The 20,076-nt window shown below is 27.3% G+C and carries 20 protein-coding genes and 1 riboswitch; of the genes, 1 reads left to right on the plus strand and 19 read right to left on the minus strand.

Annotated elements, in window-relative coordinates; all coding sequences use genetic code 11:
- Position 1: 1 nt before the first annotated feature.
- Genes recG through WAO56_RS11975 form a run of 3 tightly spaced genes read right to left on the minus strand, consistent with a single transcriptional unit; the run spans position 2 to position 4,067 of the window.
- Positions 2 to 2,026: an ATP-dependent DNA helicase RecG gene (recG, locus tag WAO56_RS11965; protein ID WP_422144288.1), complete on the minus strand. Its 2,025-nt coding sequence runs from the start codon at positions 2,024 to 2,026 to the stop codon at positions 2 to 4.
- Between the two features lie 35 nt (positions 2,027 to 2,061).
- On the minus strand, positions 2,062 to 3,699 hold the full coding sequence (locus tag WAO56_RS11970) for a DAK2 domain-containing protein (protein WP_422144289.1): 1,638 nt from the start codon (positions 3,697 to 3,699) through the stop codon (positions 2,062 to 2,064).
- Positions 3,699 to 4,067 carry an Asp23/Gls24 family envelope stress response protein gene (locus WAO56_RS11975; protein WP_422144290.1) on the minus strand — a complete coding sequence of 123 codons (369 nt, stop codon included), beginning with the start codon at positions 4,065 to 4,067 and terminating at the stop codon, positions 3,699 to 3,701. The genes WAO56_RS11970 and WAO56_RS11975 overlap by 1 nt, the downstream gene beginning before the upstream one ends.
- A gap of 176 nt (positions 4,068 to 4,243) precedes the next feature.
- Between WAO56_RS11975 and rpmB the strand changes: the two genes are divergently transcribed.
- A complete protein-coding gene (rpmB, locus tag WAO56_RS11980) occupies positions 4,244 to 4,435 on the plus strand; it encodes a 50S ribosomal protein L28 (protein WP_243660788.1) in 192 nt (63 codons plus the stop codon).
- Between the two features lie 46 nt (positions 4,436 to 4,481).
- Here the strand turns inward: rpmB and WAO56_RS11985 are convergent, their stop codons facing one another.
- The 16 genes from WAO56_RS11985 to WAO56_RS12060 all read right to left on the minus strand — a co-directional run bounded on the left by WAO56_RS11985 (position 4,482) and on the right by WAO56_RS12060 (position 19,966).
- Entirely contained in the window at positions 4,482 to 5,114 is a 633-nt protein-coding gene (locus WAO56_RS11985) for a thiamine diphosphokinase (RefSeq protein WP_422144291.1), read from the minus strand.
- A gap of 9 nt (positions 5,115 to 5,123) precedes the next feature.
- Entirely contained in the window at positions 5,124 to 5,684 is a 561-nt protein-coding gene (thiT, locus tag WAO56_RS11990) for an energy-coupled thiamine transporter ThiT (protein ID WP_422144292.1), read from the minus strand.
- Between the two features lie 170 nt (positions 5,685 to 5,854).
- A riboswitch (TPP riboswitch) is annotated at positions 5,855 to 5,949 on the minus strand.
- A complete protein-coding gene (rpe, locus tag WAO56_RS11995; RefSeq protein WP_422144293.1) occupies positions 5,949 to 6,605 on the minus strand; it encodes a ribulose-phosphate 3-epimerase in 657 nt (218 codons plus the stop codon). It overlaps the preceding riboswitch by 1 nt.
- The gene (gene rsgA, locus WAO56_RS12000) at positions 6,605 to 7,474 is read right to left on the minus strand and encodes a ribosome small subunit-dependent GTPase A (RefSeq protein WP_422144294.1); all 870 of its coding nucleotides are present in this window, start codon (positions 7,472 to 7,474) and stop codon (positions 6,605 to 6,607) included. The genes rpe and rsgA overlap by 1 nt, the downstream gene beginning before the upstream one ends.
- Before the next feature lie 2 nt (positions 7,475 to 7,476).
- Positions 7,477 to 9,435, minus strand: coding sequence for a Stk1 family PASTA domain-containing Ser/Thr kinase (pknB, locus tag WAO56_RS12005; protein WP_422144295.1), 1,959 nt, complete (start codon positions 9,433 to 9,435; stop codon positions 7,477 to 7,479).
- Positions 9,432 to 10,166 carry a Stp1/IreP family PP2C-type Ser/Thr phosphatase gene (locus WAO56_RS12010; protein ID WP_422144296.1) on the minus strand — a complete coding sequence of 245 codons (735 nt, stop codon included), beginning with the start codon at positions 10,164 to 10,166 and terminating at the stop codon, positions 9,432 to 9,434. The genes pknB and WAO56_RS12010 overlap by 4 nt, the downstream gene beginning before the upstream one ends.
- A gap of 12 nt (positions 10,167 to 10,178) precedes the next feature.
- Positions 10,179 to 11,213, minus strand: coding sequence for a 23S rRNA (adenine(2503)-C(2))-methyltransferase RlmN (gene rlmN / locus WAO56_RS12015; protein ID WP_422144297.1), 1,035 nt, complete (start codon positions 11,211 to 11,213; stop codon positions 10,179 to 10,181).
- 31 nt (positions 11,214 to 11,244) lie between these two features.
- Positions 11,245 to 12,546, minus strand: a complete 1,302-nt coding sequence (gene rsmB, locus WAO56_RS12020) for a 16S rRNA (cytosine(967)-C(5))-methyltransferase RsmB (RefSeq protein WP_422146375.1) — start codon at positions 12,544 to 12,546, stop codon at positions 11,245 to 11,247.
- Between the two features lie 28 nt (positions 12,547 to 12,574).
- Positions 12,575 to 13,273: a zinc metallopeptidase gene (locus tag WAO56_RS12025; RefSeq protein ID WP_422144299.1), complete on the minus strand. Its 699-nt coding sequence runs from the start codon at positions 13,271 to 13,273 to the stop codon at positions 12,575 to 12,577.
- Between the two features lie 2 nt (positions 13,274 to 13,275).
- A complete protein-coding gene (gene fmt / locus WAO56_RS12030; protein WP_422144300.1) occupies positions 13,276 to 14,211 on the minus strand; it encodes a methionyl-tRNA formyltransferase in 936 nt (311 codons plus the stop codon).
- Positions 14,208 to 14,720: a peptide deformylase gene (gene def, locus WAO56_RS12035; RefSeq protein ID WP_422144301.1), complete on the minus strand. Its 513-nt coding sequence runs from the start codon at positions 14,718 to 14,720 to the stop codon at positions 14,208 to 14,210. Before def ends, fmt begins: the two co-directional genes overlap by 4 nt.
- Before the next feature lie 8 nt (positions 14,721 to 14,728).
- Positions 14,729 to 17,122 carry a primosomal protein N' gene (priA, locus tag WAO56_RS12040; RefSeq protein ID WP_422144302.1) on the minus strand — a complete coding sequence of 798 codons (2,394 nt, stop codon included), beginning with the start codon at positions 17,120 to 17,122 and terminating at the stop codon, positions 14,729 to 14,731.
- Entirely contained in the window at positions 17,123 to 18,292 is a 1,170-nt protein-coding gene (gene coaBC / locus WAO56_RS12045; RefSeq protein WP_422144303.1) for a bifunctional phosphopantothenoylcysteine decarboxylase/phosphopantothenate--cysteine ligase CoaBC, read from the minus strand.
- The gene (gene rpoZ / locus WAO56_RS12050; protein ID WP_422144304.1) at positions 18,292 to 18,486 is read right to left on the minus strand and encodes a DNA-directed RNA polymerase subunit omega; all 195 of its coding nucleotides are present in this window, start codon (positions 18,484 to 18,486) and stop codon (positions 18,292 to 18,294) included. The genes coaBC and rpoZ overlap by 1 nt, the downstream gene beginning before the upstream one ends.
- Positions 18,483 to 19,073: a guanylate kinase gene (gene gmk / locus WAO56_RS12055; RefSeq protein ID WP_422144305.1), complete on the minus strand. Its 591-nt coding sequence runs from the start codon at positions 19,071 to 19,073 to the stop codon at positions 18,483 to 18,485. Before gmk ends, rpoZ begins: the two co-directional genes overlap by 4 nt.
- Before the next feature lie 11 nt (positions 19,074 to 19,084).
- Positions 19,085 to 19,966 (minus strand): YicC/YloC family endoribonuclease, encoded by an 882-nt coding sequence (locus WAO56_RS12060; RefSeq protein WP_422144306.1) that lies wholly within the window; start codon positions 19,964 to 19,966, stop codon positions 19,085 to 19,087.
- Positions 19,967 to 20,076 lie beyond the last annotated feature (110 nt).

The raw sequence follows: 20,076 nt of genomic DNA on the forward strand, positions 1-20,076 counted from the left end.
CCTAGTTAAATATAATATTTTCTTTTAATCTATCTGAAAATTCCAATATTCTTTTTTTAAGATTTAAAAATTCTTTATCTTCTAATTTCCCCTGGACTACTATTTTTTTTGCAATAGGTTGAATTGTATTTAAAAGATTCATATCATCAAAAATATTTGCAATTTTTAAACTAGGCAGACCAGCTTGTTTAGTACCTAGTATGTCACCACTACCTCTTAATTCCAAATCTTTTTTTGAAATTTCAAAACCATCATTTGAATTTTGCATAATTCTCATTCTTTCCCTAGCAATCTTACTATTTGAATTATTAATTAAAATACAGTAGGATTGGTATTCCCCTCTACCTACTCTCCCTCTTAATTGGTGTAATTGAGAAAGTCCAAAACGCTCAGCATTATAAATAATCATAATATTTGCATTAGGAACATTAACTCCTACTTCAATTACTGTTGTAGAAAACAATATTTTTATATTATTTTCCAAAAATTCATTCATAATACTTTCTTTTTCATCATTTTTCATTTTACCATGTATAAAAGCTATGTTAACGTCTTGAAAATATTCATTTTTTAATCTTTCATATAATTCAAGTACAGAGTTTAACTCTAGTTTATCTGATTCTTCAATTAAAGGACATACAATATATCCCTGTCTGCCATCTTTAATTTGTTTTTTTAAAAAATTTATAACTCTTTTTTCATAATTCATATTTACCGCAAAGGTATCAATATTTTTACGTCCTGGTGGCAATGTGTCTATTATAGAAATATCTAAATCTCCATACATAGCCAAAGTTAATGTTCTAGGGATTGGTGTAGCTGTCATAATTAAAGTATCTACATTTCCTTTTTTTGAAATTTCAGCTCTTTGTTTAACTCCAAATCTGTGTTGTTCATCTGTAATTACTAAACCAATTTTAGAAAATTTCAACTTATCTTCTATTATTGCATGTGTTCCTATTAAAATATCTATTTCATGGTTAGATACTCTTTCATAAACACTATCCTTTTCTGTCTTTGTCATACTTCCCTTTAGTAATTCAACTTTAAGGTCAATGTTTTTAAATAATTCCTTTAATGAATTATAATGTTGAGTTGCTAAAATTTCAGTAGGAGCCATCATAGCTGACTGGTAACCGTTATAAAAGGCCTTTAACATCGCAATTGCTGCTACAATGGTTTTACCAGAGCCAACATCCCCTTGAACAAGTCGATTCATGGATTTGTTTTCGTTCATATCTTTAAATATTTCATTTATAACCCTTGTTTGAGCATCTGTTAACCTATAGGGTAATCCTTCTATAAATTCATTAACTTCCTTAAAATCGTTAAATTGAATACCTTCTTTTTTAACAATAATAGTGTCTAGGTTAATAGCTGTTTGCAATACTAATAATTCCTCGAATTTTAAGGTTTTACGAGCAAGTACAAGGAGTTTTTCATTTTCAGGAAAGTGAATATTCCTAATAGCTAGTTTTCTATCTATTAGACTATATTTTTCTATAATACAATTTGGTAAAATATTTTCGATATTAGTCCTCTTTAAAGCATCAATAATAAATTTATTTATATCGTTGTTAGTTAGACCTTTTGTTAGAGAATAAATAGGATAGATTTTTCCTAAACTTCCTCCTAGAGTTTTATTAACAATAGGCGAATCTATTTCAATAAATTTATTTGTTCGTACAAGCCTACCATAAATATAATAGGTATTATTTAATTTTATCGTATTTTTTATAAAATAGTTATTAAACCATCTTAAATTTATAATTTTTTCACCGTCTGTTGCCTTACATTTAGTAATTGACATATTTCTTTTAGGGTAAGAAACAACACAAGGAGAAATGATTTTCAAAAAAAACAATCCCATTTCTCCATTTGCTACATCGTTAATATTTACTACCTTACTTCTATCCTCATATTTTCTAGGAAAATATTCAATTAAATCATCTACAGTAAAAACGCCTAAATTGTTTAATAATTTTTCTTTTTTAGGGCCAATGCCTTTAATTTCTTTTAAATTCATATTAATAAATAAAAAGCCTTACATATACGTAAGGCTTACTCCACTGAAATAATATAATAATATAATGGCTGTCCACCATTTACAAATTCTATATCTAAATCTTCATAAATTCTAGTAAGTTTTCTTTCTAAGTCATTTACATGCTTATCTTCTGTATCTTCGCCATAATAAACGGTAATTAAACTAGAGTCTTCATCAACAATCTTACTTAATAAATCCAAGGTTACCTTATTAAGTTTTTTTCCAGTAGAAAGTATTTCCCCACCTTCTAATCCAATAATATCATCTTTTTTAATTTTTAATCCGTTAATTTCTGTATCTCTAATAGAAAAAGTCAATTGAGCTGTTTTTACGGTACTTAAAACCTCACTCATTTCCTTTTCATTTTCCTCTGGATTTAATTCTTCATCAAATGACAATAGGGAAGTAATTCCCTGTGGTATAGTTTTAGACTTTATAACTATAATATTCTTTTCAGATAATGACTTTGCTTGTTCTGCTGCAAGAATAATATTTCCATTATTTGGAAAAACAAATATATTATCTGCATTAATTTCGTCTACAGCCTCTAATATAGTCTCTGTAGATGGATTCATTGTTTGCCCACCGGAAATGATTTTATTTACCCCTAATTCTTTGAATAATTTTGAAAATCCTTCTCCGCTAGAAACAGATATAAAGCCGTATTTCATTTTTTTATTTGGGTCCATAGCAGGATCAAAATATTCATCTGCTTCTTTTCCTGCAATAATATGATTATGTTGAATTCTCATATTATCTATTTTTATATCTTTTAATTGGCCTAACTGTAAGGCTTTTTCTAAAACTACTCCAGGGTTATTAGTATGGATATGCGTTTTAATTAAACCGTCACCCTTAACTACTAAAATACTATCACCGAATTTAGAAATATCATTTCTGAATTTTAAATAGTCACCATAGTCAGTTTCAATCATAAACTCAGTACAATATCCATATTTAATATCATCACCTGTATCTTGCGCTATAGGAAAACTAGAAGAGTTAATTTTTGCAGTTTCTACAGAAATTGATTCACTGGACTCAATATTTTCATAGTTTAATATTCCATCTAATATGACAATAAGTCCCATACCTCCAGCATCTACTACACCAGCTTGTTTTAAAACAGGTAACATTTCCGGAGTTGATTCTAGTACTTTTTTACCTTCAGCAATAATGTCTTCAAAAAATACTTTAACATCTACATAATTCTTATAATTGGCCTCGGCAAACTCACCTATACCTCTTATTACTGTTAGTATTGTTCCTTCAGTAGGTTTCATAACTGCCTTATAAGCAATTTTATAAGCTTGTACTAAACCATTTTTTAAAGTTTCAACATCAATAATTTTTGCATCGTCAATTCCTTGGGAAAAACCCCTTAGAATTTGGGAAGTTATAACTCCAGAGTTTCCTCTTGCACCCATTAAGGAACCTGTACTAAAGGCTTTGGCAATTTTTGAAATATCTTCACTATTTTCCGTTTCCATATTTTTAACTGCCGATTTTAAAGTTAACGACATATTCGTTCCTGTATCTCCATCTGGAACAGGAAAAACATTTAATCTATTTACTTCTTCTTTATTCTTCTCTAAGTTGAGATAAGCTGCCCTAAGCATATTTGTAAACAACTTACCATCTGTTATATTCATTATATTTCCTCCTGATTTTGGAGTCTAATATCTCTTACTATTATATTTACTTTCTCAACTGCTATACCAGTATATTCTTCTACATGAAATTTAATTGCATCAATTAAATTTTCAGTGACAACTGAAATTTTAACTCCATATTCTAATATTACATGTACATCTATAGTTATTTTATTGTTTTTTATATTTAATACAACGCCTTTAGTTATATTATCTTTTCCTAATAAAGTCAATAAGCTATCAGTAGCACTTGCACTTACTAGTCCTACAACACCATATGATTGCATTGTAACATCACTTATAGCCATAGAGATAACATTATCACTAATTTGTATTACTCCCAATTCATTTATTATATGAGCTGTCATATTGCCTCCTTAATTTTATACATATACATTCATTTTAATGTAAAATACTAATAATGTAAATATAATTTACCCAAAGTACCATATAAATTAACTATTTGTTGCATAAAAAAACTTTGTTTGCTATAATATTACTGTTCTAAACAAGAATATTGATATTATTGACAGGAGGTGTAACTATGTCAAAAAAATGTGAAATCTGTGGAAAATCCAGAGTATTTGGACACGACATTACTTTCTCACATAAAAAGAATAATAGAAGTTGGGCTCCAAATATTAGAAAAGTAAAAGCAGTTGTTGACGGAAAAACAAAAAGAATTAATGTGTGTACTAGATGTTTAAGATCTGGTAAAGTTGTTAGACCTCAATAATTATAATATATTTAGATATAAAAAATACCTCTTTCGAGGTATTTTTTTAATCGTTAGATTCTATTATTAGGGCTAAACCCGAATTTATAATTACATTTCCAAAGTCATTTATTAGAAAATTACTTATACACCTACTACTTCCATATTCGATTTCTTCATTAGATAATTTATAATAAAATCCTTCTAAGCTAATATTTATTCCATCTACAGTTAAAGGGATTATTGAAATATTTTCATATTCTTTTTTGATTCTTGCTTTTGAATTTATCATTCTTACCCTGTTATTATTATCTAATAAATAAGCTTCAATATTATCATCTAATAATTTTTTTAACAAAAAAATATTGGATATAGTATGATCTAGTCTACTTCCTGTACAATTTAACATAAAAATTTTAGAGTAATTATTTTTAATTAAATAGTTTAATGCCGCTTCTGTATCGGATTCATCTTTTTCTATTTCTAATTTTTTAATAGAAGTTTTCCTCTCTTTTAAAATATTTAAAGACTTTTCACTAATTGAATCAAAATCTCCTACTAATAAATCTATTTTTATATTATTTGCAATTAAGGATTCTGCCCCTTTGTCAACAGCTATTATAAAATCTGCCTTAGAAGAGTAATTTTTAAGTAAATTATCATTTACCCTATCGCCACCAGATACAATTAAACCTATCATCTTTCCACCTTATTTATTAATTTTTGCCAATCTTGGATATAATATGAATATTAATATTATACATATAATTGTATTAGGAAGTACATAGGATATATTATAAATAAATGATCCTAGTACATATGGAATATCTGTTGGTAAGTATTTTTTAAAAAAGATTACACCAGATAAAATTGCCATTATTAATCTCATAATTGTTGCAAATAAAACTGAAGCTGTTAATTTAATTTTACCTTTTGCTGTTTTAAAATTTATATTATAGCCAAAACCAGCTAAACCTAACATTCCATAGGCTAAAGGATAATCCAATATAAACTGTATCGGATGAATTATACCACCACCTAATAAACTGTCTATTAAACCATAGATTATTCCGGCAGTTATACCCTTAGCCGGTCCCCATTTCAATGCAAATAATAGTATCGGCACATAACCTCCCGGTGTAATTGAACCACCTTGAGGCATTCTATATAAGGTAATAGAATTTAAAACAATTGATAAAGCTATCATTATTCCAGCTTCTGCCAACATCTTAACATTAACTTTTCCTATAGTACTTTTTTTTGTATCCATTTTTCCTCCTAAATTTAAACAAATCCTTACTTATTTAGAAATAATTTATACAAAACATGTTGAGCTTGTTGAAATAAATTTTTTATATTAATTTCTTAAAATAAAAAATCCACTTACCAACAAGGTAAATGGATTAAAATAATATTAATTAAATATAATACAAATAAATAATATTATAAAATTCACTTCCCTACGCTGGTATTATCTAGATCAGGTAAAAGGGTCATGTATAACATTCTCAGCTTAAGCTCCCCTAGTGATAAATTAGATTCTTTCTAAATAATATTCAATTTTTTCCTTCATAAGATTTAAATCTTTATTGAAAATGTCAGAGCCTGAAACAAATATGTCTATTCCTAAATCTAAAAGGGAATCTAAATTACTTGTTTTAACTCCTCCATCAATCTCTAACAATATATCATTTTTATACTTATTAATCAACCTTTTAGTTTCTTTTATTTTATTTATGCTACTTGGTATAAAACTCTGTCCACCAAATCCAGGATTAACAGTCATTACTAAAATTAAGTCAAGTTCATCCCATAAATAATCCAAAACTGACAAGGATGTACCAGGATTTAAAGAAATTCCAGCCTTTACTCCATACTCTTTTATTTGTTGTAAAACCCTTAATGGATGTTTAGTAGCTTCCTGATGTATGGTAATAATGTCTGCACCTGCTTTTACAAAATCTTCAATATAATCTTCAGGTTTTTCAATCATCAAATGAACATCAAAAATAAGGTCTGTTTTTTCCCTTAAACATTTTATAATTCCTGGTCCATAGGAAATATTTGGAACAAAATTTCCATCCATTACATCTAAATGTAGATATTTAACATTATTTTCTTCTAAAACCTTAATTTGTTTTTCTAAATTATAAAAATCTGCTGCTAACAACGATGGTGATAAAAACGCCATTAATATCTCCTTATATTATCATATTCTTCTAAAATCAATTTATAATTATTATACCTATACTCAGAAATGTCTCCGACTTTTACTGCTTCCTTCACAGCACAAGATGGTTCATTTATATGAAAGCAATTATGAAATTTACAATTAGCTGAAAACTTCTTAAATTCTATAAAATTATCTCTAATTTCTGCTCTATCTTCTATAAAACTTAAATCTAAAGAACTAAAGCCTGGAGTATCTATTATATAGGTATTTTCATTTATTTTAAGCATTTTAACAGTTCTTGTAGTATGTTTACCTCTTTGGGTTTTTTTACTAACAAGTCCAGTGTCTAGGTCTAAATCCTCGAAAACATTATTTAATGTTGTAGACTTACCAACTCCAGAAGGTCCTGCTACTGCAGTAATTTTATTATTAAATATTTTTTTTAATGTTTCTATATTTTTTGTTTCATTGTTGGAGTTTAAAAAAATCTCATAACCAATATTTCTATATATATCGAAAATATAATTCAAATCATCATTTTTCAATAAATCAATTTTATTAAATATTATCTTAATGTCTACTTTTGATTTTTCTAGCATAAGCAAGTATCTATCTAATAAATTTAAATTTATATCAGGTGATAATATACTCATAACAACTATTACTTGATCAACATTTGCAATAGGTGGACGAAGTAATTGATTTTTTCTTTCAAATACTTCGTCTATATAGCCTGTACCATCATTATTAATAGACAATTTTACATTATCACCTACTACTGGTTTAATGTTTTGATTTCTAAAAACTCCCCTTGCCTTAGATAGCACTATTTCATTATTATTTTCCACATAATAAATTCCTCTATGTGACTTAATGATTTTATTCATTATTAAACATTCACCGTATCATAGTATTCACCGGCTATATAAATATCATATTTTCCGGTAGGAACATTAGAAACATTTATATCTATGGTTTTTCCCTCATTGGTATTATGTCTTTTTCTATAAATAGTATTTCCATCTTTGCTAGTTATTCTAACATCAAAGGCTCCCTCTTTAATATCGGAAGTGTTTATTGAAAAAGTTGCATCTGTTGTTGAATTGTCTTCTTCTGGTTCTGTAGGTTTTTCCTCAGGCCCAAGACTAATGGTTAAAACAACCTTTTGTCCCTGTTCAACTTCTGTATTAGTATTTATACTTTGACTAATTACCCTATCTGCTTTAACTTCATCACTATAAACTTTATTATAACTAACTACTAAACCTAGATCATTTAATATGCTAGTTGCTCTGTCGACTGTAAGGTCTGTTACATCTGGCATCTTTGGATTATCCGGTTTTGGACCTTTAGAAACTACTATTGTTATTGTAGATCCTGGTGCAACTACAGCACCTTCTTCAGGGTCCTGACTTATTACAATACCATTTGGAACAGTATCGCTATATTGATCTTGAACAGCCCCTCTTTTTAAACCTAACCTATTAATTTCAGTTATAGCAGCTTCCCTAGTTAAATCCTTTAAATTAGTAACTGTTACTTCCTCTTCCCCTGAGCTAATTTTCACCTTAATAATTGTGCCTTTTTTTATTTCAGTTCCAGCTGCAGGATCTTGATTAACAATTTTTCCTTCTTCAGTATTATCATCATCGTCAGATTCTACTATTTCTAATCCTAATTCATATTCTTTGTATTCTTCTTCTAATAGTTCTTCTGCTTCACTATAGGTATAATCCAATAGATTTGGAGTTTTAACCATATCTTTTCCAAATAGTTTTATATCTCCACTAAAGACTTTAAAGGCAAAAACACCAGCAACCATAACTAAAAGAGCTAAGATAATTGGTAAAATATATGTTTTGAAAATCTTACCTTTCTCTTTTTTCTTTGGTTTATTTTCTTCTTCATCTTCCTTTGGCATATTATAAATTGCCTTAGTATCTTTTTTCTCTTCTAAATCCTCGTCTTTAATTACACCAATTCTTTCAGTCTTCTCCAAATCATCATTATAATTGGCTTTATAATTTCTGTAATTTAAAAGAGCTATTTTTATTTCTGTAGCATTTTCAAATCTATCATTAGGATTTTTTTCCATAGCCTTTATAATAATGTCATTTAATCCATCAGGAATTGAAGGATTTATACTTTTTGGTTCTATTAAAGGATCTTGAATATGTTTTAAAGCTATGCCAACTGCATTTTCAGCATCAAAAGGTACCTTTCCCGTTGCCATTTCGTAGAGTACAACACCTAAAGAATAAATATCTGATTTTTCATCTATAAATTTACCCTTTGCCTGTTCAGGTGAAATATAATGAACAGTTCCTAAAACAGTTGAAGTATATGTTATTGTAGCTGTCGATGAAATTCTAGCTATTCCAAAATCTGTAACCTTTGCAATATTATCACTGTTTATTAATATATTATGAGGTTTAATATCTCTGTGAATAACACCATTTTTGTGTGCAGCTTCTATTGCAGCAGCTATTTGAAAACCAATATTAGCAATATACTCAGGATCTAATGCACCTTTTTCATTAATAATATCCTTAAGTGTTTTTCCATCAATATACTCCATAACAATATAATTATACTTTTTATTTTCTATTGTTGAACTGCCAACATCATATACCGACACTATGTTTTGATGAGATAAACTTGCTGCAGATTGAGCTTCCATAGCAAATTTTTTCAAAAATTCATCATCATCCATAAACTCATTTTTCAAAACTTTTACTGCTACATATCTATTTAATAGTGTGTCCTTGGCCTTATATACTATAGCCATTCCACCTATACCAACATTTTCCTCGATTACATATCTATTTCCAAGAGTTAAGCCTATCATTTAGCTACCTCCTCTTTTACAAATAAGGAAATAGTAATATTATCATTTCCACCTTTTTTTAAACTTTCATCTATTAATTTATTTACTTTATCTTCAATTTGAATTTCTTCTCTTAAAATTGCTTCGATTTCATAATCTTCTAACATCGTATTCAAACCATCTGTACAAAGTAAAACCGTATCATTTTCCTCTATATCAATAGCTATCATATCAGGCTCAACATTTTCTTCAGACCCTAAACTCCTAGTTATAACGTTTCTTTGTATATAGGTTCTAGCCTCTTCTTCTGTAATAGTTCCATTACTTAACAGATCATTAACTAGAGAATGGTCCTTGGATAATTGCCTAAAACCATATTGATTTAAAAAATAGGCCCTGCTATCTCCAACATTTAAAATATAAAGGGAATTATCTTTAACTAAAGCAACTACAATAGTAGTTCCCATATTTAATAATTCCTCATTGTTGTGAGATTCATCATATATAATGCTATTAGAATAGGAAACACAATCTTTTAGTAAATCTAAGTAGTTGTCATATTTTTCATAATTTTCCTTAAAAAAATAGACAAAGGATTTTACTGCAAGTTCTGAGGCTATTTCACCTGCATTATGTCCTCCCATTCCATCTGCTACAACCATAAGGGCCATATCATCAACTATATAATTATCATAATAATCTTCATTTAATTTACGCTGCAGTCCTATATCTGTACTAGAATATAATTGCACATCATCACATCCTTAATTAAAATTATGGGCTGCTCTCAATTGTCCACAAGCACCATCTATATCTTGCCCTAAACTAGTTCTAATAGTAGTCGTAATTCCAAATTCATCTAAATATGATTTAAATTTTTTAATAGATTCTCTATTTGAACTATTTTTATTAAATTCTTTAATTTTATTTAAAGGTATTAAATTTACATGACAATTAAGGCCTCGTAGTATTCTTCTTAATTCTTTGGCATGTGTATAACTGTCATTTTCTCCTTCAATTAAAGTATATTCAAAACTTATTCTTCTTCCAGTCTTTTGAAAATAATATTTTGTAGCTTCTATAATTTCTTCTACAGAATACCTGTTACCTATTGGCATAATTTTTCTTCTCTCTTCATCAAATGGATTATGTAGAGAAATTGTAATATTAATAGGTAAATCTTCATTTGCAAGTTCATGTATTCTTGGTACAATACCACATGTTGATAAAGTAATATTTCTTTTACTTATATTGTATCCTTTTTTATCTGAAAGTATTTTAATAAATTTAAGTACATTATTATAATTATCTAAAGGTTCTCCTATACCCATAAGAACAATATTACTAATCCTTTTACCAACATCTTTTTGAATTAAGTAAATCTGATTTAAAAGCTCAGATGGTTGTAAATTTCTGACAAATTTTTGCTTTGTAGAAGCACAAAAAGTACATCCCATTCTGCAACCTACTTGTGAAGAAATACAAATTGTATTATGAGAACTATATTCCATATAAACCGATTCAATAATATTACCATCATTTAATTTAATTAAATACTTCCTTGTATTGTCCAATTTAGATTTAAAAACTTTGGATATTTCACTTTTATTTATAAATCCATAATCTTTTAATTTAGATTTTAATTCCTTAGAAATATTTGTAAATTCATCTAAATCAAAATAATTTTTATTATGCAAACCAATAAACAATTGCTCTGCTCTAAATTTTTTTTCATCTATGGAAATAAAAAAATCCTCTAATTCCTTTAAATCCATATTATTATAACTAATTTTTTTCATATTAATCCTTATCTATTATACCATAATACGCCTATTTTTTTGTGAATTTACTCATAAAAAAGCCATTATTACCAATTTCATATGGCATGAGTTTAATATAATCAAGTTCCTTATTTCTAAAATCTATTTTAGATATATTTACATTTTCAATATTATTTAAAATCCACTTAACTTGATTTTCATTTTCATCACTAAAAATACTACATGTACTATAAACTAAACTACCACCCTTTTTTAAATATTTAAATCCATTTTCAAGTATTTTTCTTTGAATGGTAATTAATTCCTGAATTTGTTCCTTAGTTCTATATAGTTTTATTTCGGGTTTTCTTGAGACTATACCTGAACCAGAACATGGTGCATCTATTAAAATATAATCAAATTCCCCATTATATTTTTCCTTATATTCACTAGCATCAAAACTTACTGTTTCTATGTTTTTACATCCTAATCTCTTTATATTTTCTTGAATTTTTTTTAATTTTTTAGAATGTATATCATTTGCTAAAATACTTCCTGTATTTTCCATAATTTCAGATAAATGACAGGTTTTACTTCCAGGAGCTGCACATAAATCCAATACTCTAGAGTTCTTTTTAGGATTTAAAACCTTTGAAACTAAAGTGCTACCCCCATCTTGTACTGTGTAAAATCCCTTTTTAAAATATTCTAATTTAAAAACCTCTCCTGGATTTTCAATTATTAAAGAATTGTTTAAAAATGGATGTTCTTTAAATAAAATATTATTTCTTTCAAATATATTCTTTACATCTTCTATACTACTTTTCAATTTATTAATTCTAATAATAAACTCTTGTTTAGAATTATAGGAATTTAATATTTTTATTAAAGTTTTTGTTGAATAATCTTTTGATAGAATATCATAAAAATCTTTTGAAACTGAAAACTCCGTTTGAATCCTTAAATTTCTATCCTTGATTTTTTTTAAATATTTTTCCTCGTCGCCTTTTTCTATATCCCTTAATATTGCATTTAAGATATTTTTGTATTTATCTAATTTAAAATATTTAGCTGCTTCTAATGCTTCATTTACTATAGCATATTTAGGTACATTATCTAAGAAAAGAATTTGAAAAATACTTATTCTAAATATTTCTTGAATTTTTGTAGGAAGTTTTTTATTAGGTCTTTTTAATTTAGTAGATAATATGTAATCTAATAATATTTTATTTTCAATTACACCATATACCAATTCCCTTATGAAATTCCTATTTAAATCTTGATTTTTTACAGAGTTAATTAATTCATTTGAATAACCTGATTCTGTATTAACTTTTTCTAAAATTATAACTGATTCTATTCTTTCATTCATAATAAAAAAAGGGATTCTAATCAATCCCTTAATCTCTTCTCCTTGTATTTGAAATTAAACGTATTAATTGTGTTATTGCCACTAATGTTGATGCAATATATGTTAAAGCAGCGGCTTTTAAAACAGATTTTCCCTTGTCTATTTCACTTTCTTCTAATATTCCATAATCTTCTAATTGAATTAAGGCTCTTTTACTTGCATTTATTTCTACTGGCAGTGTTACTATTTGAAATAATACTGCAACCATAAAAATAGCAATTCCAATTTGTACTAGCATAAAGAGATTTGCAAAAAATCCTACTAATATCAAAATAAAAACATATTTTGAAGCAAAATTAACAGCAGGTACTAAGGCAGACCTAATTCTTAAAGGTATATATTCCTCCTTGTCTTGAATGGCATGACCAACTTCATGGGCAGCAACGCTAATAGCTGCAATAGAAGAGCTATTATAAACATTTTGCGATAATTTAACTACCTTTTTTGAAGGATCATAATGATCTGTTAAATTACCTGAAACAGGTAACACCTCTACATCATTTAGTCCGTTTCTATCTAAAATAAATCTAGCTACTTCTTTTCCTGTAAATCCCCTTTGGGAAGGAATTTTACTATTTTTATTAAAAGAGCTACTTATTTTTTGCTGTGCAAACATTGCTAGTATAATTGCAAATAATACTAACAAGTAGGTCCAATCAAAATTATAATAATAATTATATCCGTACATATTTATCCCTCTAAAACTATATTAGTTTTAAATTCATTTCCTTTTAAAAAATCTTTCACATCCATAGCTTTTTTATTAGGAAATTGAATTCTATTTAAAACTATATAACCGCCATTTACGGCTATTTTTATACCCTTGTCTGATACATTTACAACTTTACCAAATTCTTCCTTATGATTTTCCTTAATAGTATTCATTCCATGAACCTTTACAATTTTATCATCATATTTAAAATATGACCCTGGCCATGGATACATTCCCCTAAATTTATTATATATATCATCTATATTATCTGTCCAGTTAATACTACCCATTGATTTTTTCAACATGCCTCTGTATAAAGCCAATTCTTCATCTTGTTCTTTTCTATTAATGTAAAAATAATCAAAATTGTTAATTACTTCTACAAGGGATTTTGCCCCAATTATTTTTAATCTATCATGTAATTGTTCTGCATTTTCATCTTCTCCAATAGAAGTGTTTTCAATTTTTAAAATATCTCCAGAATCTAATTCTTTTTCTACTAGCATAATTGTGGTTCCTGAATTTTCTTCACCTTCAATTATAGCCCAGTTTATAGGAGCCGCTCCTCTATACTTTGGAAGTACTGAAGAGTGTAAGTTTACAATTCTATCTTTAAACTTCTCTAACAACCTATCTCCTATTATTTGTCCATAGGCTACAACTACTAATAAATCAGGATTTAATTCACACAAGGTATTATATACTTCATCTGAATTAACATTTTCTGGAGTAATACATTCCAGATTATTTTCTATTGCATATTCTTTAACAGGAGTAGGAGTAAATTTACCCCTACTTCTCTTTTTATCCTTTTGACTAATTACTAAATCAACAGAAATATTTTCATCTTCATTTAATTTTCTTAATGATTCTACAGCAAAATCTGGTGTACCTAAGAAAACTACTTTAATCATTTAGTGTCACCATTTTCTTCATTTTCTAATAGTTCTTCACTTTCTAACATTTCTTCGTCTACTTCTATTTTTTTATCAATATAAAGTATACCTTCTAAATGATCAAGTTCATGACTAATACAAACAGCTTTATATCCATCACACTTCATTTTGTGTGTTTCTCCCTTTTCATCTAAATATTCAACTGTTAATTCTTTAGGTCTTTGAACATAACCGGATTCATCAGGAACTGACAAACAACCTTCAATATTAATTTGAGTTTCTTCACTTTTTTCTATTATTTTAGGATTTATCATTTTTAATAATCCTTCATCGTCTCTCATGTCTACTACTACAACTTTTCTTAAAACACCTACTTGTGGAGCAGCTAACCCTAAGCCTTCTGCTTCATATAAAGTGTCTTTCATATCTTCAAGAAGTTCTAAAGTTCTGTCATTTATTTCTGTAACTTCTCTTGATTTTTTTCTCAATAGAGGGTCTCCCTCTATCCTAATTTTTCTTATTGCCATATTGCCTCCTAAAAAAATGATATAGGATTAACTGTCATGCTTAATTTAAATCCAGTTAAGTTAATCTTATATTCATCTTCTATTAAAACTCTTTTTATTATTTTTAGAAATTCTAAATTGTCCTTTTCAAATTTAAAATGAATATCAAACCTATAATAATCATTAATCCTATTTACGGGACTAGGATTTGGTCCAATAATCTCTATGTTTTTAATTTTTTCTCTTCTAAGATTGTTTTGAATATATCTGAGTATTTCAAAAAGTTTCAATCTTGTTTGTGTTCGATTTTTTCCAGATAATTTAATATTAAATAAATTATAAAAAGGAGGGTACCTAAACTTTTCCCTATATTCTATTTCTAAATTATAAAATGATTCAAAGTCATGATTTTTACTAGCAACTATTGAATAATGGTCCGGTTTATATGTTTGTATAAATACATTACCACTATTTTCGCCTCTTCCTGCCCTTCCTGCTACCTGTGTTAACAATTGGAAGGTTTTTTCCGAAGATTTATAATCACCAACATTTAAACTAATATCAGCTGCTACTATTCCGACTAATGTTACATCTTTAAAATCAAATCCCTTAGTTATCATTTGGGTTCCAATTAAAATATCAATTTCCCTGTTTTTCATTTTATTATATAGATTAGCATAGGTGTTTTTACCAGTGTTAGTATCTCCATCTATTCTAAATATTTTTGCTTCTGGAAATATTTTTTTACATTCTTCTTCTAATTTTTCTGTTCCAGCACCGAATTCCTTAATATATCTACTTCCACAATTAGGACAAACATTTGGTTTATATTTTGTTCTACCACAATGATGACAGACCAATCTATTACTTCTTTTATGATAAGTCATTGAAACATCACAATGTTGACACATTTCTACATAACCACATCTTCTACAAAAGATATATGAGGTATGTCCTCTTTTGTTTAAAAATAAAATACTCTGTTTACCACTAGATAAATTCTCTGTAAGAGCTTCTTTTAACTGAGAACTAAAAATAGAAATATTCCCAGCTTTTAACTCCTCTCTCATATCGACTATATTTACTTGTGGTAAAGATGAATTCGTTGCTCTATTCATTATTTCAAATAGATTATAATGCCCATTTTTAGCTTTGTAATAGGATTCAATACTCGGTGTAGCTGAACCTAAAACTAATTTGGCATTATTCATATTTACCCTATATTCCGCTACTTCAATAGTATTGTATTTCGGATTTTTTTCACTAAAATAGCTAGTGTCATGTTCTTCATCTATAATTAAAAGACCTAAGTTTTTTACTGGTGCAAAAACAGCTGATCTAGCACCGACTACAATCTTATAATCTCCATTTTCTATTTGCTGCCATTGTTCTAGTTTTTCTGTAGGTGTTAGTTTCGAGTGAAGTACAGCAACCTGGTTTGGAAATCTACCAGAGAACCTTTCAATCGTCTGTGGTGTTAAAGAAATTTCAGGAACTAATATTATTACTGATTTATTTTCTTTTAATACTTCTTCAGTTAAATGTAAGTATATTTCTGTTTTACCACTACCGGTTACACCATGAATTAAATTTAAGTTTTTATCGCTTTGTAAAATATTATTAAATATTTCTTTTTGTTCACTATTTAAAGTTATTTTTTTATAAATATTACTTTCTTCAATAATATTTCCATAACTTACTTCTTCAGTTTTTAAAATAGCTTGTTTTTCTTCTAAAGTTTTTAAAACACTTGAAGAGGTTGAAGTTTCCTTCATTAGCCTTTTTATTTCCGTTCTTCCATTTTCTTTTAAAAATTCTATTATTTTTATTTGAGATTTTGCGTTTTTTCTTATTTTTCCTAAATTAAAATCATTATTATATTCAAAAAAATAAGTTCTTCTTTCCCTTACAGAATTTTTAATAATATATTGTGTTTTTAATATTTTACTTTCCACTAATTTAGAAATATCTAAATCGGGATATTTATTTGAAATATCTTCATATGATTTAGGTTTAAGTAAGAAATTATTAATTTCTTCACCTAAATTATTCTTTATCTTATCGTTTATAAAATAGTATTCTGCTAAATCCTTCCAGTTTCCTGGAGGTAAAACCGTTTGAAAAGCAGATGAAAAATCCGATAAATACCTATCTCTCATATAAAAGGCTAGGTCTATTAAATCATTTGTAACTATAGGGTTTTTATCTACTATTTTATAAATATATTTTAGTTCAAATTCAGAACTAAACTCACTTAGAATATTTACTATAATACCTAATCTTTTTTTATTACCCTTTCCAAAAGGTACTATTACTCTTTTACCTATTTTTACATCAAATTCATACTTTTCATCTACTTTATAGGTGTATATCCTATCGGTTACTCTTGTTTTATTTTCAAGAACAATTTCTACATAAATCATTTATATTAAGTCCAAAATTTTATTAGCTACTTCACTTTTAAGCATTAATGGTATATCTATTATTTCTTCTTTAGAAACAATTTTCACCTTATTTGTATCTACATTAAAACCTGCATCTTTTTCAGTAATATTATTTGCAATTATATAGTCTAAGTTTTTGTTTTCTAGTTTTCTTTTACTATTTTCAATTAAATCATTTGATTCTGCGGCAAATCCTATAATTAACCTATTTTCTTTAATTTTTCCAAAATGTGAGAGTATATCTTCATTTGGCAGTAATTCTAAATTAAAACTTTCTTTCTTTCTTTTTATTTTTTCCTTACTCTGTTCTTTTACCCTAAAATCACAAGGAGCTGCAGCCATAATAAGAACATCTGAATTAGAAAATTCCTTTTCAATAGAATTTTTTAATTCATTATTTGTAATTATATCTATTTTATTTATACCATCAGATATATTTAATTTACTAGGGCCTGAAATTAATACTACTTCTGCCCCTCTATTGTAGGCCATTTCTGCAATAGAATAACCCATTTTCCCACTTGAATCATTTGTTATATACCTTACTGGATCAATTCTTTCAATAGTTGGACCAGCTGTAACTATAATTTTTTTACCTACTAAATCTTTTTTTATAAAATACCTGTCTATTTCTTCAACAATTTCTACAGGCTCTGCTAATCTTCCATCACCATAGGTATTGCAGGCTAAAAATCCAACTTTTGAATTAATAAATTTAAACCCTCTATTTTTTAATTTATTAATATTGTCTACTGTTGCAACATTATTTAACATATTTGTATTCATGGCAACTGCCACAAAAGTATCTTTTGTATAGGCTAATAAAGTTGATGTAAGTAAATTATCAGCTATACCATTAGCTAATTTAGCAATAGTATTTGCTGTTGCAGGAGCTACTAAACACAAATCAGCTCTTTTAGCTATTTCAATATGCTCAACTTCATAATGATGTCCCTTGTGAAACATGTCAGTATGAACTAAACAATTGCCCATAGTTTCAAACACTAAAGGAGAAATTAATTTAGTAGCAGCTTCTGTCATTATTATTTCTAATTCATAACCTTTTTTCACTAATTTAGATACAACATCTACAACTTTATAAATTGCTATTCCTGCTGTTACACAAATTAAAATTCTTTTTTTACTCATTACTCTCCCTTTACTTCTGTAACTTTACCTTCCATTATTTCTTCAATAGCAATTGTAACTGGATTTTTGTCCTTAGTTTTTATTAAAACTTCAGAACCATCTATTATTTTTCTAGCTCTTTTAGAAGCCATAACACAAATTGCATATCTACTATTACTAATTTTTTCTAACTCTTTAAATGATGGATTAATCATAATTTCACCCCTTGAATATTTGTAACTTTTAATTTCTCAGCTTCAATAATACATTCTATTTTATTAACGGTTTTTTCTATTTCATCGTTAATAACTGCATAATCGTACTTGTCTATAAAAGATAGTTCATTCTTTGCATTATTCATTCGAAGATTTATAGTTTCTTCATCTTCAGTTGCTCTTTTTTCTATTCTGTTTCTTAACTCCTTCATATCTGGTGGCAGTAAAAATATATATACTGCTCCAGGGTAATTTTCCTTTACTTGTAAAGCACCTTGAACATCTATTTCCAGTATAACAATATCTCCTTCTCCTATTCTATCTACTACATAGCTTTTTGGAGTACCATAATAATTCCCGTGTACTTTAGCATATTCAATAAATTCCCCATCTTCTATTTTGTCTTTAAATTCATCTAAAGATAAAAAATAATAATTTTCACCATTTTTTTCTTGTGGTCTTTTTTTACGAGTTGTAGCTGAAATTGAATATTTAATATCTTTTCTCTTTTTTAATAAAGCTTCACAAACAGTACCTTTTCCAACACCTGAAGGCCCTGATAATACTAATAGAAATCCATCTCTCATTTAATCCTCCATTATTCTATATTTTGAATTTGTTCTCTAATTTTTTCTATAATAGTCTTAAGTTCAATTGATTTTTCAGTAATTATTTTATCGTTAGATTTTGAACTAATAGTATTTACTTCCCTGTTCATCTCTTGAATTATAAAATCCAATTTTCTTCCAATAGATGCTTCTTCTAACATTGTACTGGTAAATTGGTCTACATGGGATCTAAGTCTTACTATTTCCTCTGTTATATCGGATTTGTCAGCATATAGAGCAATTTCTAAACTAACCCTATCCATATCTATAGAATCTATTTCATTAAAAATATCATTTAACTTGTTAAAAAGATCCTCTCTATATTTTTCCGTTAATTTAGGTGACTCAATTTCTATTTCTGAAACTAGATTACTAATTTCATTTAATTGAGAATTTATAATAGTACTTAAATTTTCACCTTCAACTTGTCGCATATTTTTTAATTCTATTAAAGCTTCTTCCATTAAATCGATTATAAATTTTTTGGTACTATCCTCATTAGGTTCTTCGTATTGTAGATTAAGTACGCCATCATATTTTAAAATATTATTTAAATCTACTTCTTCATTTATTTCCAATTCATTTCTTAAATTATTTAAAGCCTCATTAATGCTTTTAGCCAAAGCATAGTCTACATCTATTTTAGCTGCATTACCAATTTTTCTTGTGGCTTTTAGAAAAATTTCTATACGACCTCTATTAAGATATTTTTTTACTGTTTTTTTTATATCTTCTTCTAAATAATTAAAATAATATGGTGATTTTATTTGAATATCTAGGTATTTATGATTAACTGTCTTTATTTCTATAGATATTGTAAAATCATCATTTTCTCCATTGCTTCTTCCGAAGCCTGTCATTGAATAAACCATATTTTCTCCTTTTCCTTAATTATTTAATTTTAATATATATTAAATTATAATACAATAGATTATTACTTTTTCTTAACAATTACTATGATATAATTATTCAGAGGTGATAT

The sequence above is a fragment of the Miniphocaeibacter sp. genome (assembly GCF_049276255.1).
Lineage (GTDB): Bacteria > Bacillota > Clostridia > Tissierellales > Peptoniphilaceae > Miniphocaeibacter.

Bases quoted from the DNA above. Each gene is read 5' to 3' on its own strand.
- recG (WP_422144288.1), bottom strand. From the start codon at position 2,026: ATGAATTTAAAAGAAATTAAAGGCATTGGCCCTAAAAAAGAAAAATTA.
- WAO56_RS11970 (WP_422144289.1), bottom strand. From the start codon at position 3,699: ATGAATATAACAGATGGTAAGTTGTTTACAAATATGCTTAGGGCAGCT.
- WAO56_RS11975 (WP_422144290.1), bottom strand. From the start codon at position 4,067: ATGACAGCTCATATAATAAATGAATTGGGAGTAATACAAATTAGTGAT.
- rpmB (WP_243660788.1), top strand. From the start codon at position 4,244: ATGTCAAAAAAATGTGAAATCTGTGGAAAATCCAGAGTATTTGGACAC.
- WAO56_RS11985 (WP_422144291.1), bottom strand. From the start codon at position 5,114: ATGATAGGTTTAATTGTATCTGGTGGCGATAGGGTAAATGATAATTTA.
- thiT (WP_422144292.1), bottom strand. From the start codon at position 5,684: ATGGATACAAAAAAAAGTACTATAGGAAAAGTTAATGTTAAGATGTTG.
- rpe (WP_422144293.1), bottom strand. From the start codon at position 6,605: ATGGCGTTTTTATCACCATCGTTGTTAGCAGCAGATTTTTATAATTTA.
- rsgA (WP_422144294.1), bottom strand. From the start codon at position 7,474: ATGAATAAAATCATTAAGTCACATAGAGGAATTTATTATGTGGAAAAT.
- pknB (WP_422144295.1), bottom strand. From the start codon at position 9,435: ATGATAGGCTTAACTCTTGGAAATAGATATGTAATCGAGGAAAATGTT.
- rlmN (WP_422144297.1), bottom strand. From the start codon at position 11,213: ATGAAAAAAATTAGTTATAATAATATGGATTTAAAGGAATTAGAGGAT.
- rsmB (WP_422146375.1), bottom strand. From the start codon at position 12,546: ATGAATGAAAGAATAGAATCAGTTATAATTTTAGAAAAAGTTAATACA.
- WAO56_RS12025 (WP_422144299.1), bottom strand. From the start codon at position 13,273: ATGTACGGATATAATTATTATTATAATTTTGATTGGACCTACTTGTTA.
- fmt (WP_422144300.1), bottom strand. From the start codon at position 14,211: ATGATTAAAGTAGTTTTCTTAGGTACACCAGATTTTGCTGTAGAATCA.
- def (WP_422144301.1), bottom strand. From the start codon at position 14,720: ATGGCAATAAGAAAAATTAGGATAGAGGGAGACCCTCTATTGAGAAAA.
- priA (WP_422144302.1), bottom strand. From the start codon at position 17,122: ATGATTTATGTAGAAATTGTTCTTGAAAATAAAACAAGAGTAACCGAT.
- coaBC (WP_422144303.1), bottom strand. From the start codon at position 18,292: ATGAGTAAAAAAAGAATTTTAATTTGTGTAACAGCAGGAATAGCAATT.
- rpoZ (WP_422144304.1), bottom strand. From the start codon at position 18,486: ATGATTAATCCATCATTTAAAGAGTTAGAAAAAATTAGTAATAGTAGA.
- gmk (WP_422144305.1), bottom strand. From the start codon at position 19,073: ATGAGAGATGGATTTCTATTAGTATTATCAGGGCCTTCAGGTGTTGGA.
- WAO56_RS12060 (WP_422144306.1), bottom strand. From the start codon at position 19,966: ATGGTTTATTCAATGACAGGCTTCGGAAGAAGCAATGGAGAAAATGAT.